Below are 14,769 nucleotides of genomic sequence, written 5' to 3'. Positions count from 1 at the left end.
GCGCATTCTACAGCAGCCTCATTTGCTGTCAAGTGGTTATTTTCAGAAGTTTTCAAGGATTTCCTTAACAACTTCAACCACTTGCGCTTTCGATCTCTCGTCAGCGGGAGGCGAATTCTACAGCGTTACACGCTGCTGTCAACACCTCTTTTTCAACTTCCTTCTGGCTTCGATGAACTGAAGCAGCCTGCTGCCGAAAACTGCGTAACTCATTGTTTACCAAGGAGTTTTCCGTTTCGACTGCGCCGGAAGTGGGGCGAATTATAGACACCTGAAATCTGCCGTCAAGCACTGATTTGGTTTTTCTATCAGGATGCGCAAAATCGCTGCTTATATATAGACGCGCCCTCAACGAATGCGCAGTATATTGCTCAACACAACAATAGCGCTCCAGTTCCACCCACTTTGGACGATGCCTCTTAATGAATGACCAACCTCGCAGCCTTGCCTCGACCTTGTTCTCGGTCGGCCTGCTAATAATAGCCATGGCATCTATCCAGTCCGGAGCCTCCCTGGCCAAAAGCATGTTCCCCATTGTTGGTGCCCAAGGGACCACCACTCTGCGCCTGATTTTTGCCAGCGTAATCATGCTGCTGCTCCTGCGCCCATGGCGCGCGAAGCTGACTGCGAAGTCCCTGCGAACCGTCATCGTCTACGGCATGGCCCTGGGCGGCATGAATTTCCTCTTCTATATGTCCTTGCGCACAGTGCCTCTGGGTATCGCGGTGGCCCTTGAGTTCACCGGGCCATTGGCAGTCGCCATTTACGCTTCACGTCGAGCAATCGATTTCCTGTGGATCGCACTTGCAGCTCTCGGCTTGCTCCTACTGATACCTACGGGTGCAACGACCGCAGGTATCGACCTGGTAGGTGCCGGCTACGCATTGGGCGCCGGGGTATGCTGGGCGCTGTACATTCTGTTTGGGCAAAAGGCCGGCGCCGACAATGGTGTGCAGACAGCCGCATTGGGGGTAATGATTGCCGCCCTGTTCGTAGCTCCCATAGGCATTGTTCATGCGGGAGCCGCGCTGCTGACCCCATCACTGATCCCGATTGCCCTCGGAGTTGCCATTCTGTCCACAGCACTCCCCTATACGCTGGAGATGGTCGCCCTCACCCGCATGCCAGCCAGGACATTCGGGACATTAATGAGCATCGAACCCGCCATTGGTGCGCTATCCGGCTTACTGTTCCTGCAGGAATACCTGTCCCTGTCACAGTGGATGGCTATCTTGTGCATCATCCTGGCTTCGGTCGGCGCTACCATGACCATGGGGAGCTCTGCCAAGCCAGCGATTGCAGCGGATTGATGCAAGATTTGAAGAGGCTCTGGTATTTGCCACTCATTTAGGCCATGTTTAGCCCGCAATCCAATGTCAGCCATGGACTTTTCAAGACAGGGAAATCAGCACGCTTCATGCGAAAGCGAATACTGCCAGACCGGGCGTCAGATCCGGGAAAGCAACAAGGACAGCAATGAAACGAATTTTGATATTGATCGCCGTACTTGCAATTGCGGGCTGCGCGGCGACATCGAAGCCCCTGGTCAAACACGGCAGGAAAGGGCTGCACATCAACTGTTCAGGCCTGTCGTCATCCTGGGATCAGTGCTACGCCAGTGCCGCCAACTCGTGCGCACCGAAGGGATACAAGGTCATCGCCAAGTCAGGGGATGCCGTAGAGGAACCGGGCGACTATCCGTTTGGCCTCAATCCAGCGGGCTACACCAGTCGCAGCATGATCGTCATCTGCAAGTAGATTGCGACCTCGTCGTCAGGCTCCAGGGCCTGCGATCTGCCGTCCGATCTCATCGTAACTGGACTTCAGCACCTTATGCTGAAGCTCCGTAGTGGCCAGCATCCTCGCCACCACCAACGCCCCGATACATTGCGACAGAATGGCCCAAGCCAAACTGTCGCTCTCCAGCACCTGCGCCCAACTCTCCTGCAACTGACAAATCCAGTGCTCCGCCTGCAGACGAATCGCCACGTCAGAACGCGCGATCTCGGCGCCCAACGCAGGCAGTGCACAACCTGTTTCCGGATGTTCGACATGGGACATGCTCAGGTACTGCTTCAGGCACCGCTCAAGCTTGTCGCGATCCTGCTCGGCCCCCAATCGTTCCAGACTTTGCCTCAACTCATTTTCGACAACTGAAGCAAACAACTCATCCTTTGAAGAGAAGTGGCTGTAGAAAGCCCCACCACTCAAGCCGATCGCCTTCATCAAGCCGTCCACACCTACCGTGGAAAAACCGGATCGCTTGGCCGATACCGCACTGCTTTGCAGGAGTTTTTCTCTGGTTTCCAACTTGTGACTGGCCGAGTAACGCATTGCCTTTCCCTCAGGATTGATCGCCTTGACGCTGATCAAATCGTAGCATAACGTTCGTTTAGTTAACGATCGTTTAATAAAGGGATCTACCCATGAATAACAAGAAGGTCGTACTGGTCGTTGGTGCGGGTGATTCTACCGGTGGCGCCATCGCCAAGCGTTTTGCCCAGGAAGGATTCGTCGCCTGCGTCACCCGCCGCAGCGCGGACAAACTCCAGCCGCTAGTCGACGCAATCCTGGCCGACGGCGGTGAAGCCCATGGCTTTGCTTGCGATGCGCGCAAAGAGGACGATGTGGTGGCATTGGTCGAGCAGATTGAAAGCGAGATCGGCCCCATCGAAGCATTCGTTTTCAACATCGGCGCCAACGTGCCTTGCAGCATTCTGGAAGAAACTGCCCGCAAGTATTTCAAGATCTGGGAAATGGCCTGTTTCTCGGGTTTTCTCAACGCCCGTGAAGTGGCCATTCGCATGGCCAAGCGTCAGCGCGGAACGATACTGTTCACTGGCGCAACCGCCGGCATGCGAGGCGCTGCAGGATTTGCCGCGTTCGCCGGCGCCAAGCACGGCATCCGTGCCCTGGCGCAAAGCATGGCCCGTGAGCTGGGGCCGATGAACATTCACGTCGCCCATATCATCGTCGACGGTGCGATCGATACCGACTTCATTCGCGACAGTTTTCCCGAGAAGTACGCAACCAAAGATCAGGACGGCATTCTCAACCCCGAACACATCGCCGAGAACTACTGGTACCTGCACAGCCAGCCTCGCGACGCCTGGACCTTCGAGCTGGACCTGCGTCCCTGGAGCGAACGCTGGTAAGCCCTCCCCCTATAACAACAACAGAGCGCAACGACCATGAGCAAAACCGTGGAGTTCTACTTCGACCTGGGCAGCCCCGCCACTTACCTGGCATACACACAGCTACCCAAGATCTGTGAGCAAACCGACAGCCAGCTCCTCTACATCCCGATCCTGCTTGGCGGGGTCTTCAAAGCCACCGGTAATGCTTCCCCGGCGACTGTTCCAGCCAAGGGTCATTACATGTTTCAAGACCTCGACCGCTTCGCCAAACGTTATGGCGTGCCACTGAAGTTCAATCCGCATTTCCCGATCAACACCCTCATGTTGATGCGTGCTGTCACTGGCATGCAGCTGCGCCACCCCGAGCGTTTTCTGGCGTTCATCGACTGCCTGTTCAAAGCGCTGTGGGTTGACGGCTGCAGCCTCGATGAACCGGCCACCGTCGGAGCCGTGTTGACCCAAAACAACTTCGATCCCAATGAAGTACTCGCCCTGACCGCGGATGACGAAGTCAAAGCCGTACTCAAGGCCAATACCGAAAAAGCTGTGCAACGTGGCGTGTTTGGTGCACCAAGCATGTTTGTGGATAACCAGTTGTTCTTCGGCCAGGATCGACTGGACTTCGTCCTCGAAGCCCTGAGTTAAATCTCGACCACCAACCGCCCCTGCGCTGCTCCCGATTGCTGCAATTCATGGGCGGCGTCGGCGGTTTGCAAGGTGAACCGGCGCGGATCGAGAATGGGTTTAACTTTGCCAGCCTCGATCAAACGCGCCGCTTGCCGAAGAATCTCCCCGTGATGTTCAAGTCCCTCCCCCGTCAGCAATGGCAGCAACGTGAATACGCCGGAATAGGTTGCCCCGCGAAATGAAAGCGGCGCGAGACTGTGCTGCCCCCATCCCAGACAACTCACCACATGGCCGTGATAAACCCGCGCGGCCCTGAATGATGCGTCCAGAACTTCACCACCCACTGTGTCATAAACGATATCGAAGCCCGCCCCGTCCGTGTGCTCCGCCACATAAGCCTCGACTGGAGACTGGCGGTAATCGATAAACGTTGCGCCCAAGTCCTCTATGACCCCTTGATGGCGCGCAGCCCCCGTAGCGAACACCTGCGCGCCGAATGCACGGGCGATCTGCACCGCAACATGCCCGACGCCTCCTGCACCACCGTGAATCAAGACTCTTTGCCCCGCCCGCACCCGCGCGCGATCGACCAATCCTTCCCACGCCGTAATCAGCACCAATGGCAACCCGGCCGCTTCGCGCATGTCCAGATTGCCCGGCTTATGCGCCAAGAGCCGCGCATCGACCACCGCGTACTCAGCCAGCGAACCCTGAACTCCGCCAATCCCCGTCGCCATCGCATACACCTCATCACCCGGCGTCCAGCCATTTACCCCCTCCCCCAACGCTTCCACCGTTCCCGCCAGATCCATGCCCAATACTGCCGGCAACGGCTGCCGCGCGTGGGCGGCCTGGCCCGACCGAATCTTCCCGTCCAATGGATTCAAGCCGCTGGCCGCCACCCGCACCAGAACCTGCCCCACGCCTGGAGTCGGCCGAGGAATGGAAGCCAAGCGTAGCGGCGCATTAGCCGAGTCAACAATCAGCGCACGCATGTGCAATGAGTCAGTCATTTCGCATACTCCCGTCAGAGGTGGTTGTAGGAATGATCTTCCACCCACCTACTCATGCCGATAAGACGCCAGATCGCTATAGTGACTATGCCCTGACAGCATCAATGAGACGTCTCGTGGACAAATTGAACGCAATGGCGATTTTCGTCCGAGTGGTTGAACGCGGCAGTTTTTCCGCCGTCGCCCGGGAGTTGCAGACCAGTCAGCCGACCATCAGCAAAATGCTACAGGCACTGGAAAGCGAACTGGGCGGCAAGCTGATTACCCGCAGCACCCGAAAGTTATCGCTGACCGATGAAGGCCAGCGCTACTACGACCAATGCCGGCACATCCTCGCTGCCGTGGACGCCGCCGAACACAGCTTCCAGTCTGGCCGGGAGACCATCGCCGGTCCACTGCGAATCGGTTCTTCCGTGAGTTTCGGGCGCCTGCAGATTGCTCCGCGTCTGCCGGCGTTTCTCAGGCGCTATCCCGGGATACAGATTGACTTGCAACTGAGTGATCAAAATCAGGACCTGGTGACTGAAGGTCTGGACGTCACGTTCAGGATTGGCGCGTTGAGTGACAGCGGCCTGATAGCTCGCCACATCGGCACCACCCACCGGATGACCGTGGCGGCACCGCATTACCTGGCGCAACACGGCGAGCCGCAAACGCCGGAAGATCTGCGCGGACACAACTGCCTGCAGTTCAATCTGCTGACCAGTCAAAACGTGTGGGTTTACAACCATGGCGCACATCGGCATGAAGTGCGAATCAAGGGCAATGCGCAGAGCAACAACTCCGAAGCGATTCGCGAGTTGGTTCTGGGGGGATTGGGGGTGGCGTTGTCGCCGGTGTGGCTGTTCAGCGAGGATCTGAAAGCCGGAAGAGTGACAGCGTTGCTGCGTGACTACACCGCGCAGCCGCTGCCGATACATGCCCTGTCCCCGGCGAATCGTCGCCAATCGGCCAGGGTCAAAGCGTTTGTCGATTACATGAGTCAGGCGCTGGAAACAGCGCCTGAGCTGCAAGCCATCAAATAGCCGCGGTACGCGTGTTCAGCCACTCAAGGGCCGCGCCGTCGAGCAACGGGCTCAAGCGCTCACGCACTTCGGCGTGGTAGGCATTGAACCATTGTTTTTCCTCTTCACTGAGCAACGAGGTTTCCAGGCAACGGGTATCGATCGGGCACAGGGTCAGGGTTTCGAACTTCAGGAACTCACCGAACTCGCTGCTGCCTGCTTCGCGGTTCATCGCAAGGTTTTCAATGCGCACGCCCCATCGACCCGGACGGTACGTACCTGGCTCGATGGAGGTGATCATGCCCGGCAGCATCGCGGTTTGAGGTGCCGGAGCGGCCTGGTAGGCAATGACCTGCGGGCCTTCGTGAACATTGAGGAAGTAGCCGACGCCGTGACCGGTGCCGTGCCCGTAATCGACGTTTTCGGCCCAGATCGGCGCACGTGCGATGGCGTCCAGCAGCGGCGACAGGATGCCTTTCGGGAACTGCGCACGGGACAAGGCAATCACGCCTTTGAGCACGCGGGTGCAGTCGCGTTTCTGCTCTGCAGTCGGTGTCCCCACCGCAACCATCCGCGTGATGTCGGTGGTACCGCCGAGGTACTGACCACCGGAGTCGATCAGCAACAGACCGTCGCCTTCGATCACCGCGTGTTCTTCTTCGGTGGCGTGGTAATGCGGCATGGCGCCGTTGGCGTTGAATGCGGCAATGGTATTGAAGCTCAGCGACACATAATCCGGACGACGTTCACGGGCAGCGGTGAGTTTTTCATCAATGGTCAGTTCAGTGATGCGTTCGCGACCCCAGGCCGAGTCCAGCCAGGTGAAAAATTCGCACAGCGCCGCGCCGTCCTGCTCCATGGCCCGACGGATGTGTTCGGCGTCGGCCAGGCTTTTCTGCGACTTGGCCAGCGTCGTCGGATTCAGGCCTTCGACCAGTTTTACGCCATCGTTCAGGTTATCCAGCAAACCGGCAGTGACGCGCGCCGGATCGACCAGCAGACTTGCACCGTTCGGCACTGCGCGCAGGGCATCGGCCACTTCGCTGTAATCACGCAAGGTCACGCCATCCTGCTCCAGGACCGCGCGCAGCTCGGCGTCAACCTTGCTCAGCGCCACAAACAGGGTGGCCTGTTGTGGGTTGATCAAGGCAAAGGAAACGAATACCGGGTTGAACGAGACATCACCACCGCGCAGGTTGAACAGCCAGGCGATGTCATCGAGGGTGGCGATGAAATGCCAGTCGGCGCCACGTGCCTGCAGGGTTTCACGCAGTTTGGCGAGTTTTTCGCCACGGCTGACGGTCGCCTGTGGAGGCAGGTGTTGGTAGATCGGCGCGTTCGGCAGCGTCGGGCGATCGCTCCAGACTTCGCTCAGCAGGTCGATGTCGGTGCGCAGTCGTGCCCCGCGCTCTTCGAGTTTGCCGCCCAGAGTACGCGCCGAGGCCACGGCCATCACCGCACCATCGACTGCGACCACGCCACCTTCCGGGGTTTGCTCGGCGAGCCAGTCCAGCGGGCTCGGCTGGCCCGGTTGCAGCTTGACCAGTTCGATGCCGCTGCCCTTGAGTTCCTTGGTCGCCTGCTCCCAATAACGGCTGTCCGCCCAGACACCGGCGAAATCCGCAGTGACGATCAGCGTGCCGACCGAACCGTGGAAACCCGACAACCATTGACGCCCTTGCCAGTAACCCGGCAGATATTCGGACAAGTGCGGATCTGCCGACGGCACCAGCAAGGCGTGAATGCCCTCCCGGCTCATCAGCTCACGGGTATGCGCCAGGCGCTGAGGCACCGATCCTGTAATTGAAACCTGCGTATTCATCATGACTCCTGCTAACCACTCATCATTATTGTTCAGTGCCGATCGACGCCGGCGCTTTGCGCCTTACTGCCAGAATGCCGGGGCACTGGCGCAGGCTGTTTTAATCAGCTGTACGGCTTGATCGATATCCTGCTCGGTGGTGAAACGTCCCAGGCTCAAGCGAATGGTGCGACTTGCCGAGCGGGCGTCATGCCCCAGCGCCAGCAACACGTGGGACGGCGCATTGCTCGCGGAATTGCACGCCGAGGTCGCGGAAAACGCGATCGACGCGAGCAAGGCCGCTGAATTGAACTCGCCCTCACTGAAGGTCAGGCTCAGGGTGTGCGGTATACGTCGGGTCGGGCTGCCATTGAGGCGCACGCCGGGCATGCCCAGCAATGGATCGAGCAAGCGTTCACGCAGGCGCACGATCAAGGCTTTTTCTTCGTCGAACGCAGCCGCGGCCAAGGCGAAGGCCGCGCCCATGGCGGCAATCTGGTGGGTCGCCAGGGTGCCGGAGCGCAGGCCACCTTCGTGTCCGCCACCGTGGATCTGTGCCAGCAAACGCGGCCGCGCCCGCGGGCCAACGTACAACGCGCCGATGCCTTTGGGGCCGTAGAGCTTGTGCGCCGAAAACGACATTAAATCTACCGGCCACTCGGCCAGGTCGATCTTCACTTTGCCCGCGCCCTGCGCCGCGTCGACATGAAACAACGCGCCGCGCTCGCGCACCACCTGGCCGATGGCCGGGATGTCATTGACTGTACCCAACTCGTTGTTGACCAACATCAGCGACACCAAAAAGGTGTCATCGCGCATGACATCGCTGACGGCTTGCGCGGTGATCAGGCCATCGGCGTCCGGCACCAGATAGGTGACCTCGACGCCCGAGTCCTGCAATTGCCGGGCAGTGTCGAGGATCGCCTTGTGTTCGATTTGACTGGTAATGATGTGACCGCCAGCAACGCGGCGCGCCTGGGCGACGCCCTTGAGGGCCAGGTTGTTGGATTCAGTGGCGCCGGAGGTCCAGACGATTTGCTCAGCCTCGGCGCCGACCAGTTCGGCGACCTGCCGTCGCGCCTGCTCGACCGTTTGCCGGGCCTGTTGGCCGAATGCGTGGGAGCTGGAGGCCGGATTGCCGAAGTTGCCGTCAAAGCCCAGACACTCGACCATGACCTGGATGACTCGCTGATCCACCGGGGTGGTGGCGGCGTAGTCGAAATACAGTGGACGTTTATTCATAAAAAACTCGCAGAGCGTGTTCCGGGATCAGGAGGCTCGTGACTGCAACGGCGAAACGCAGCCTTATGAGCTGCGTCCGGTTTTCAGAACGTTACCAATACCTGATCGGATGCCGTTAAAGAAGCACAACTTCATTTAAAAGTGCGTAGGAACGCTCCTGAAAAGTGAGCTTAACAGGCATCAGGCAATCGGTTGAAGCAATGCGTCAGCTGAAGCTTTCGAGCAGGATCGGATACAGCGACGCCACCAGCAATGCCGCCATGCTCCAGTTGAACAGGCGCAGCCAGCGGCGATCCTTCAAAACGTTGCGCAACAACGTGCCGCACGCCGCCCAGACACCGACACTGGGCAGGTTGATCAGGGCGAAAACCGCCGCAATCACAATCACGTTGGTGAAATAGCCTTGCATCGGCGTATAGGTGCTGATTGCGCCGATGGCCATGATCCAGGCCTTGGGGTTGACCCATTGGAACGCGGCGGCGCCGAGGTAGCTGATCGGTTTCGCGTCACCCTTGGCACTGTCCGAGACCGGCCCGGAATGGGCGATTTTCCATGCCAGGTACAACAAATACGCCGCGCCGACGTATCGCAGCACGGTGTAGAGCAAGGGATACGTCTGGAACACCGCGCCCAAGCCGAAACCGACCGCCACCACCAGCACGAAAAAGCCGCAGGTAATGCCCAGCATATGGGGGATCGTGCGGTTAAAGCCGAAGTTCACGCCGGATGCCAGCAACATGGTGTTGTTCGGGCCGGGCGTGATTGAGGTCACGAGAGCAAACAGGGCAAAGCCCAGCAGCAGATCAAGCGAGAGTGTCATGGGTGGCAATCCATCAGGGTCGGTCAGGTGTTGACCCTATCGCACACCCCGCAGGAAACCCACGGACAGTTGGGCAAAACTTACACCAGTACAGTCTTCACTCAGCTTGGGCGACCGTGCAGCTGTACAGCTCGCTCGGCGTTCATCTCACCTTGTTTGTCGAAGCCGAAGGTCTTCTGTGGCTGGCCGAGCAATTCGGCTTTTTTCGCGTGGTATTCGTCGAAGGACAAGCCACGACGGTTCAACGCTTCCAGCGCCAGCTCCCGGGTTTCTTCGGCGGTGTAGGGCCGCAACTCCGGAGAAACATGGCTGGCACATCCGGCGAGAACGGAGACCGCGAGCAACATCAACGTGGCGATTAGAGGTTTCATGTTCGACGTCCTGGCATCTGGGTTCGGGGCAATGAACACAGGCTACTCGCGCCTTTGGACGGGCAGAAATCATCGCTCTCGATAGTGGGTATCGAGATTTGATCGCTATTACCGTTCGTGGCGGTGGACGGCGGCGCGCAGGGCGAGCGTTTGATGCAACAGTCGATCTAACCCACCAGATTGCAGTGCAGTGCCTGGTCGTGACTGAGTTCCAGGCTGTGCAGCACCTGGAACGAACCGAAGGTCACGGTCTTCGCCTGATGGGTGCGCATCAGTTGCCAGAAATCCTGTTCGCCGCTTTCAAAACCCTGGAACGCCGCTTCCCCGGCCTCGCGGGTTTGCCATTGCAGATAATTGAGCACTCGCCGGCCATCGTCGCTGGCCTGGATGCTCGCACTCAAAAACCCACTGTGGTGCCGGGCCAGGTGCTCGGTCTGCCGTGACAGTGCCGACACCAGTGCCGGTTGCTGGCCAGGCTCGATTTCGAATTCGATCAATTGGGTGAAGCTGCGATTTTTCTCAGACACTGGCATGAATTGTCCCCACTCATTAGTAAAACGAATCTTGCGATCCGAAGGTGTGCAGGGTAAAACCTCAAGTTAACTAGAGGTCAAGAGGCTTTTTTCAAATGATCACCCCGGAAAAACTGCACAAGGAACTGACCGTCGGCCAATTGGCTGCACGCAGCGGCGTGGCGGTCACGGCGTTGCACTTTTACGAGTCCAAAGGGCTGATCAAAAGCAATCGCAACCCGGGCAACCAGCGGCGATATCCACGGGAAGTGTTGCGCCGTGTGGCGCTGATCAAAGTGGCTCAGCGCCTGGGCATTCCCTTGGCGGACATTGGCGAGGCGCTCAAGGCTTTACCGGATAACCGCGCGCCAACAGCGGCGGACTGGAAAGTACTGTCGGCGCAATGGAGCCGGGATCTGGACGAGCGGATCAATCAATTGACTTTGCTGCGTGACAAGCTCAACGGCTGCATTGGCTGCGGGTGTCTGTCGATGGAGGCTTGCCCGTTACGCAATTCTGGCGATGTGCTTGGGGATCGAGGGCCGGGGGCGCGGCTGCTGGAATCGGGGGTTGATCCGAAATAGTGGTGCGGCCATCTCGAACAGACTCACTCCCACAGTGGCTTGCATTCCGGCAGTCGGGGCCCCCCGAGCTGCCGCAGGCTGCGATATTTTTGTGAACTCGAAGACTGCCGAAGATCAAAATCTAAAGATCGCACTCTTCGGCAACTCCTACACTGATTCGGCTGGAGAACGATCTTCGTCTCACAATAAAAAAGGAGAACGATCATGAGCGTCAAACCCATTCCAGAGGGTTATCACAGCATCACCCCGTATCTGGGCATCGCAAAAGCCGCTGAAGCCATCGACTTCTACAAAAAAGCCTTCGGCGCCATCGAAGTCATGCGCCTGTCCATGCCCGACGGCGGCATCGGTCACGCCGAGCTGCGTATCGGCGACTGCCCGATCATGCTCGGCACGCCGTGCGATCAGGGGCCGTTGAGCAACCCGGACAGTTCACCATCGGTGGGCCTTCATTTGTATGTGACCGATGTGGATAAATCCTACAAACAGGCGATCGACGCCGGCGGCACCGTGGTCTCGGAGGTCAAGGATCAGTTCTATGGCGACCGCTCCGGGACGTTGAAGGATCCCTATGGGCATCTTTGGTTTCTGGCCACACGTAAAGAAGATCTGACTCAGGAGCAGATTGAGCAGCGGGCCAGGGAAATGTTTCAGCAGGGTTGAGTCCTGAGGTGTTTGATCTGCCGTCATCGCTGGCAAGCCAGCTCCCACAGGAATCCGGTTGTTCACAGGTCTTGTGTATACCAATAATCCCCTGCCGGAGCCCGCTTGCTGGCGATGTTGAACCCGTGGTGCCTATCGCCAGCAACCCGGTTCCTGAGGGGCATTTTGCCCAAGCCAGAGAACGAAAAGAAAACACGAAACATTTTCTTTCATATCACCCTTCGGGATTTCGGGTGCTCATCCGTCCTATATAGATGCAGTCCTGTCGCGTAGGCAAAAGCCACGGCCGGGCCTTTCATGGACCTCATCGCTGCGAAGCCCGTAGTAGAGGCCTTTCATCGATATAAGACGCCCTAATCATGTCGAAGAAATCCCGTTCAAAACTCTGGTTCCTGGTCCATAGCTGGCTGGCACTGCCGATCTGGTTTTTCGTCCTGATCGTCTGCGTGACCGGCACCCTGGCCGTGGTGAGCCAGGAAATCGTCTGGCTGGCCAACCCGCAAATGCGCGCCAGCCAGCCTTCGGACGATGCGCCGCGGCTCAACTACGACCAGATCGTCAGTGCGATCAAAAAGGCCGAGCCCGATATCATCATTGACAGCATCAGTCGTCCCGACGAGTCGCACTTTGCCCTGGACGTCAGGGTCAACTACCCCGACGGACGTGAGCTGACGGTCTACGTCAACCCGTATACCGGCGCCATTCAGGGCCCCGCACCGCAATTCAACTTCCAGGCGTTCACCCGCGCCCTGCATGGCTGGTGGCTGGTGCCGTTCACCAATGGCTACAGCTGGGGCTGGTACCTGGTGTCGTTCCTCAGTCTGCCGCTGCTGGCTTCTTTGATCACCGGGCTGGTGGTGTACAAGCGCTTCTGGAAAGGTTTCTTGCGCCCGACCCTGCGCATTCGCCATGGCGCACGGATTTTCTGGGGCGATTTCCACCGTCTCAGCGGCATCTGGTCGATCTGGTTCATCGCGGTGATTTCCGTCACCAGCACCTGGTTCCTGATCGAAGCGTTCATGTTCGACAACCAGATTTCCATCTCCACCGCTCCGGTGGCGCTTGTGGTGCCCCGTGAGAGCGTGCCGCTCACCGCCGACGGTTCGGCGGCACCGATGATCAGCCTGGAAGCGGCGATCCGCGAAGCCAAGGAACGCATTCCCGGTCTGGACGAAAGCTTTGTCAGCATGCCGGCCAACGCCTACAGCTACCTGTCGGTGGGTGGTCGCAGCTGGTACCCACTGATGTTCCAGACCGCCGAAATCAACCCGTACACCGGCGATGTTGCCGCCACGCGCCTGCTGTCGGACCGCTCGGGCCTGGAGTTCGTGACCGAGTCCATGCGCCCGCTGCACACCGGTGATTTTGGCGGACTCTGGATCAAGTTGATCTGGTTCTTCTTCGGCCTGCTGCTGAGCATGATGGTGCTCAGCGGGCTGTTGATCTGGACCAAGCGCACCGCCCTGGCCACCGCCAATGCTCTCAAGCGCAGCACCAAACGCACTCGCAACGAAAATATCCCGGTGACCGGCCGTGAAACCACGGAGGTCAGCCAATGAGCCTGTTCATTGCGGAAAAACCAGCCTCGAAACTGAGCCGCTTCTGGCACAAATGGCGTTTCCACATCAACGTCCTGCTGTTGCTGGTGCCGCTGGGCTTTATGCCCAAGTACTTCGCCGACGCCGCGCTGTTTCGCGGTGACACCGGGCTCGGCGAACGGGAAATCGGCGAAGTCCAGGTCGGCCCATGGAGCGTGCGTCTTGCCGAGCTGCGCAATGAAGCACCGCGCCCCGATGGTCCGGCCGGCTATATGAAAAGCTTCAACGCCGCGCTGTGCGACAGTTGCCGCGAGCAGGTCAAGGCCACTTACCTGCGCATCGGTAAACCCCGCAGCCTGCGCGCCGCCGGGGTGATTTTCTTTGGCACGCCGTACCGCATGGGCGCCATGTTGCCGATCCCGAAAAAAACCAAGGCCGACGCCGAACTGTGGATCACCATGGAAGGCTGGGACGGCTCCATGCATCAGGCATCCATTCCTCTGAGCCAGGCCTCCCCCGCCACCCTTGCCTGGCTGAGCACTCAAGGAGGTAAACCATGATCAACCTTATTCGCCCTCTCAGCGCCGCAGTGCTGCTGCTCTGCGCCGGTTTCAGCACCAGCGCCCTGGCCCACAACCCGATGTGCGAGTGCAAGGCGATCGACGCCGAGCAGATCAAATGCACCGGCGGCTTCTCCGACGGCAGCGGCGCACCGGGCGTGACGCTGGATGTGATCGGCTACGACGAAACCATTCTGGTGCCAGGCAAGCTTGGGGCTGACTCGACCCTGACCTTCAAGAAGCCCGGCGCCGAGTTCTACGTGCTGTTCGACGCAGGCCCCGGGCACGTGGTCGAAATCGACCAAGCGGACATCGAGACCCCATGAGTACGCCCACCACGCAAGTCGTCCGCCCGGCCGGTGCCGGCCATGAAACCCTCTACGTATTGCTGTTGTGCCTGATCATTCTGACGGTGGCCGGTTCGGTGGTTGCCTGGCGCGGCGAGCCTCAGGAAGTGAGCAGCGTCAACAGCCATCAGTTGGATGCCCGCCGCGACCTCAGCGCGTCCGAGCAAGGCATCTACGCCGATCTGCGGGTAACGCTGGACGAAATTCATCTGCTGCGCCAGGAACAACAAACCCTGCCGACACCTGCAACCCTCGCCGATGAAGGCTTCGCGCCGTTCGCCCAGGACGCCAGCTCTGTCAGTCGCGGTGGCCATGCCTGGCAGTTGCTCGATGCCAAGGCTTATTTCGGCCAGAGCCAGACCGCCAGCGTGGCCGGCTCGTTTCTGATGCGGTTGACCGCTGAGGACGACGCCCCCGACATCTGGCTCAACCGCGCCACCGACCTCAAGGTCCCTGCCGACCTCAGTGACGCCGCGCTCGAAAGCGCCGGCTGGCAGCAGATCGTCGCGCAATTCGATGCCGGCGTGACCCGCCAGCACCGGCACTGAAC

At 59.2% G+C, this 14,769-nt stretch carries 19 protein-coding genes; 12 read left to right on the top strand and 7 right to left on the bottom strand.

Going from position 1 to position 14,769, the window contains the following annotated elements:
- The 3 genes from M5G20_RS27385 to M5G20_RS27375 form a co-directional block, all read left to right on the top strand.
- The coding region (locus M5G20_RS27385; RefSeq protein ID WP_273921771.1) for a hypothetical protein at window positions 1-267 on the top strand (267 nt) is incomplete at its 5' end.
- Window positions 268-422: 155 nt separating this feature from the next.
- Window positions 423-1,310, top strand: coding sequence for a threonine/homoserine exporter RhtA (rhtA, locus tag M5G20_RS27380; RefSeq protein WP_150736105.1), 888 nt, complete (start codon window positions 423-425; stop codon window positions 1,308-1,310).
- 166 nt (window positions 1,311-1,476) lie between these two features.
- Window positions 1,477-1,758 carry a hypothetical protein gene (locus tag M5G20_RS27375; protein ID WP_273921770.1) on the top strand — a complete coding sequence of 94 codons (282 nt, stop codon included), beginning with the start codon at window positions 1,477-1,479 and terminating at the stop codon, window positions 1,756-1,758.
- 15 nt (window positions 1,759-1,773) lie between these two features.
- On the opposite strand, the gene M5G20_RS27370 is transcribed toward M5G20_RS27375, so the two are convergent.
- Window positions 1,774-2,334 carry a TetR/AcrR family transcriptional regulator gene (locus M5G20_RS27370; protein ID WP_273921769.1) on the bottom strand — a complete coding sequence of 187 codons (561 nt, stop codon included), beginning with the start codon at window positions 2,332-2,334 and terminating at the stop codon, window positions 1,774-1,776.
- A 92-nt stretch (window positions 2,335-2,426) separates the two neighbouring features.
- Between M5G20_RS27370 and M5G20_RS27365 the strand changes: the two genes are divergently transcribed.
- Both M5G20_RS27365 and M5G20_RS27360 read left to right on the top strand, forming a co-directional pair.
- Complete coding sequence (locus tag M5G20_RS27365; RefSeq protein WP_150736103.1) at window positions 2,427-3,155, top strand: SDR family oxidoreductase; 729 nt, start codon at window positions 2,427-2,429, stop codon at window positions 3,153-3,155.
- A gap of 36 nt (window positions 3,156-3,191) precedes the next feature.
- Window positions 3,192-3,782: a 2-hydroxychromene-2-carboxylate isomerase gene (locus M5G20_RS27360; protein ID WP_273921768.1), complete on the top strand. Its 591-nt coding sequence runs from the start codon at window positions 3,192-3,194 to the stop codon at window positions 3,780-3,782.
- Here the strand turns inward: M5G20_RS27360 and M5G20_RS27355 are convergent.
- Complete coding sequence (locus M5G20_RS27355; protein WP_273921767.1) at window positions 3,779-4,777, bottom strand: zinc-dependent alcohol dehydrogenase family protein; 999 nt, start codon at window positions 4,775-4,777, stop codon at window positions 3,779-3,781. The genes M5G20_RS27360 and M5G20_RS27355 overlap by 4 nt on opposite strands.
- 104 nt (window positions 4,778-4,881) lie before the next feature.
- Here M5G20_RS27355 and M5G20_RS27350 point away from each other — a divergent pair, with 104 nt between their 5' ends.
- Entirely contained in the window at window positions 4,882-5,802 is a 921-nt protein-coding gene (locus M5G20_RS27350) for a LysR family transcriptional regulator (RefSeq protein ID WP_273921766.1), read from the top strand.
- On the opposite strand, the gene M5G20_RS27345 is transcribed toward M5G20_RS27350, so the two are convergent.
- The 5 genes from M5G20_RS27345 to M5G20_RS27325 all read right to left on the bottom strand — a co-directional run bounded on the left by M5G20_RS27345 (window position 5,795) and on the right by M5G20_RS27325 (window position 10,548).
- The gene (locus tag M5G20_RS27345; protein WP_273921765.1) at window positions 5,795-7,603 is read right to left on the bottom strand and encodes an aminopeptidase P family protein; all 1,809 of its coding nucleotides are present in this window, start codon (window positions 7,601-7,603) and stop codon (window positions 5,795-5,797) included. The two genes, M5G20_RS27350 and M5G20_RS27345, sit on opposite strands and share 8 nt — an antisense overlap.
- A gap of 63 nt (window positions 7,604-7,666) precedes the next feature.
- Window positions 7,667-8,824 (bottom strand): aminotransferase class V-fold PLP-dependent enzyme, encoded by a 1,158-nt coding sequence (locus M5G20_RS27340; RefSeq protein WP_273921764.1) that lies wholly within the window; start codon window positions 8,822-8,824, stop codon window positions 7,667-7,669.
- Window positions 8,825-9,029: 205 nt separating this feature from the next.
- Window positions 9,030-9,644, bottom strand: coding sequence for a LysE family translocator (locus tag M5G20_RS27335; RefSeq protein ID WP_273921763.1), 615 nt, complete (start codon window positions 9,642-9,644; stop codon window positions 9,030-9,032).
- A 101-nt stretch (window positions 9,645-9,745) separates the two neighbouring features.
- Window positions 9,746-10,015 carry a hypothetical protein gene (locus M5G20_RS27330; protein ID WP_273921762.1) on the bottom strand — a complete coding sequence of 90 codons (270 nt, stop codon included), beginning with the start codon at window positions 10,013-10,015 and terminating at the stop codon, window positions 9,746-9,748.
- A 167-nt stretch (window positions 10,016-10,182) separates the two neighbouring features.
- Window positions 10,183-10,548 (bottom strand): antibiotic biosynthesis monooxygenase, encoded by a 366-nt coding sequence (locus tag M5G20_RS27325; protein WP_273921761.1) that lies wholly within the window; start codon window positions 10,546-10,548, stop codon window positions 10,183-10,185.
- Between the two features lie 95 nt (window positions 10,549-10,643).
- On the opposite strand from M5G20_RS27325, the gene soxR reads away from it, so the two are divergent.
- From soxR to M5G20_RS27295, 6 genes are all read left to right on the top strand, one after another.
- The gene (gene soxR / locus M5G20_RS27320) at window positions 10,644-11,111 is read left to right on the top strand and encodes a redox-sensitive transcriptional activator SoxR (protein WP_273921760.1); all 468 of its coding nucleotides are present in this window, start codon (window positions 10,644-10,646) and stop codon (window positions 11,109-11,111) included.
- A 204-nt stretch (window positions 11,112-11,315) separates the two neighbouring features.
- Entirely contained in the window at window positions 11,316-11,774 is a 459-nt protein-coding gene (locus M5G20_RS27315) for a VOC family protein (RefSeq protein WP_273921759.1), read from the top strand.
- A gap of 359 nt (window positions 11,775-12,133) precedes the next feature.
- Window positions 12,134-13,333: a PepSY-associated TM helix domain-containing protein gene (locus M5G20_RS27310; RefSeq protein WP_273921757.1), complete on the top strand. Its 1,200-nt coding sequence runs from the start codon at window positions 12,134-12,136 to the stop codon at window positions 13,331-13,333.
- Window positions 13,330-13,872: a thiamine pyrophosphate-binding protein gene (locus M5G20_RS27305; protein ID WP_273921755.1), complete on the top strand. Its 543-nt coding sequence runs from the start codon at window positions 13,330-13,332 to the stop codon at window positions 13,870-13,872. The genes M5G20_RS27310 and M5G20_RS27305 overlap by 4 nt, the downstream gene beginning before the upstream one ends.
- Window positions 13,869-14,198 carry a hypothetical protein gene (locus M5G20_RS27300; RefSeq protein WP_273921754.1) on the top strand — a complete coding sequence of 110 codons (330 nt, stop codon included), beginning with the start codon at window positions 13,869-13,871 and terminating at the stop codon, window positions 14,196-14,198. Before M5G20_RS27305 ends, M5G20_RS27300 begins: the two co-directional genes overlap by 4 nt.
- Window positions 14,195-14,767: a DUF6162 family protein gene (locus M5G20_RS27295; RefSeq protein ID WP_273921753.1), complete on the top strand. Its 573-nt coding sequence runs from the start codon at window positions 14,195-14,197 to the stop codon at window positions 14,765-14,767. The genes M5G20_RS27300 and M5G20_RS27295 overlap by 4 nt, the downstream gene beginning before the upstream one ends.
- Window positions 14,768-14,769 lie beyond the last annotated feature (2 nt).

The sequence above is a fragment of the Pseudomonas sp. TNT2022 ID1044 genome (assembly GCF_028656895.1).
Classification (GTDB): domain Bacteria; phylum Pseudomonadota; class Gammaproteobacteria; order Pseudomonadales; family Pseudomonadaceae; genus Aquipseudomonas; species Aquipseudomonas reinekei.
This window is presented reverse-complemented; position numbering and strand designations above follow the sequence as displayed.

Bases quoted from the DNA above. Each gene is read 5' to 3' on its own strand.
- rhtA (WP_150736105.1), top strand. From the start codon at position 423: ATGAATGACCAACCTCGCAGCCTTGCCTCGACCTTGTTCTCGGTCGGC.
- M5G20_RS27375 (WP_273921770.1), top strand. From the start codon at position 1,477: ATGAAACGAATTTTGATATTGATCGCCGTACTTGCAATTGCGGGCTGC.
- M5G20_RS27370 (WP_273921769.1), bottom strand. From the start codon at position 2,334: ATGCGTTACTCGGCCAGTCACAAGTTGGAAACCAGAGAAAAACTCCTG.
- M5G20_RS27365 (WP_150736103.1), top strand. From the start codon at position 2,427: ATGAATAACAAGAAGGTCGTACTGGTCGTTGGTGCGGGTGATTCTACC.
- M5G20_RS27360 (WP_273921768.1), top strand. From the start codon at position 3,192: ATGAGCAAAACCGTGGAGTTCTACTTCGACCTGGGCAGCCCCGCCACT.
- M5G20_RS27355 (WP_273921767.1), bottom strand. From the start codon at position 4,777: ATGACTGACTCATTGCACATGCGTGCGCTGATTGTTGACTCGGCTAAT.
- M5G20_RS27350 (WP_273921766.1), top strand. From the start codon at position 4,882: ATGAGACGTCTCGTGGACAAATTGAACGCAATGGCGATTTTCGTCCGA.
- M5G20_RS27345 (WP_273921765.1), bottom strand. From the start codon at position 7,603: ATGAATACGCAGGTTTCAATTACAGGATCGGTGCCTCAGCGCCTGGCG.
- M5G20_RS27340 (WP_273921764.1), bottom strand. From the start codon at position 8,824: ATGAATAAACGTCCACTGTATTTCGACTACGCCGCCACCACCCCGGTG.
- M5G20_RS27335 (WP_273921763.1), bottom strand. From the start codon at position 9,644: ATGACACTCTCGCTTGATCTGCTGCTGGGCTTTGCCCTGTTTGCTCTC.
- M5G20_RS27330 (WP_273921762.1), bottom strand. From the start codon at position 10,015: ATGAAACCTCTAATCGCCACGTTGATGTTGCTCGCGGTCTCCGTTCTC.
- M5G20_RS27325 (WP_273921761.1), bottom strand. From the start codon at position 10,548: ATGCCAGTGTCTGAGAAAAATCGCAGCTTCACCCAATTGATCGAATTC.
- soxR (WP_273921760.1), top strand. From the start codon at position 10,644: ATGATCACCCCGGAAAAACTGCACAAGGAACTGACCGTCGGCCAATTG.
- M5G20_RS27315 (WP_273921759.1), top strand. From the start codon at position 11,316: ATGAGCGTCAAACCCATTCCAGAGGGTTATCACAGCATCACCCCGTAT.
- M5G20_RS27310 (WP_273921757.1), top strand. From the start codon at position 12,134: ATGTCGAAGAAATCCCGTTCAAAACTCTGGTTCCTGGTCCATAGCTGG.
- M5G20_RS27305 (WP_273921755.1), top strand. From the start codon at position 13,330: ATGAGCCTGTTCATTGCGGAAAAACCAGCCTCGAAACTGAGCCGCTTC.
- M5G20_RS27300 (WP_273921754.1), top strand. From the start codon at position 13,869: ATGATCAACCTTATTCGCCCTCTCAGCGCCGCAGTGCTGCTGCTCTGC.
- M5G20_RS27295 (WP_273921753.1), top strand. From the start codon at position 14,195: ATGAGTACGCCCACCACGCAAGTCGTCCGCCCGGCCGGTGCCGGCCAT.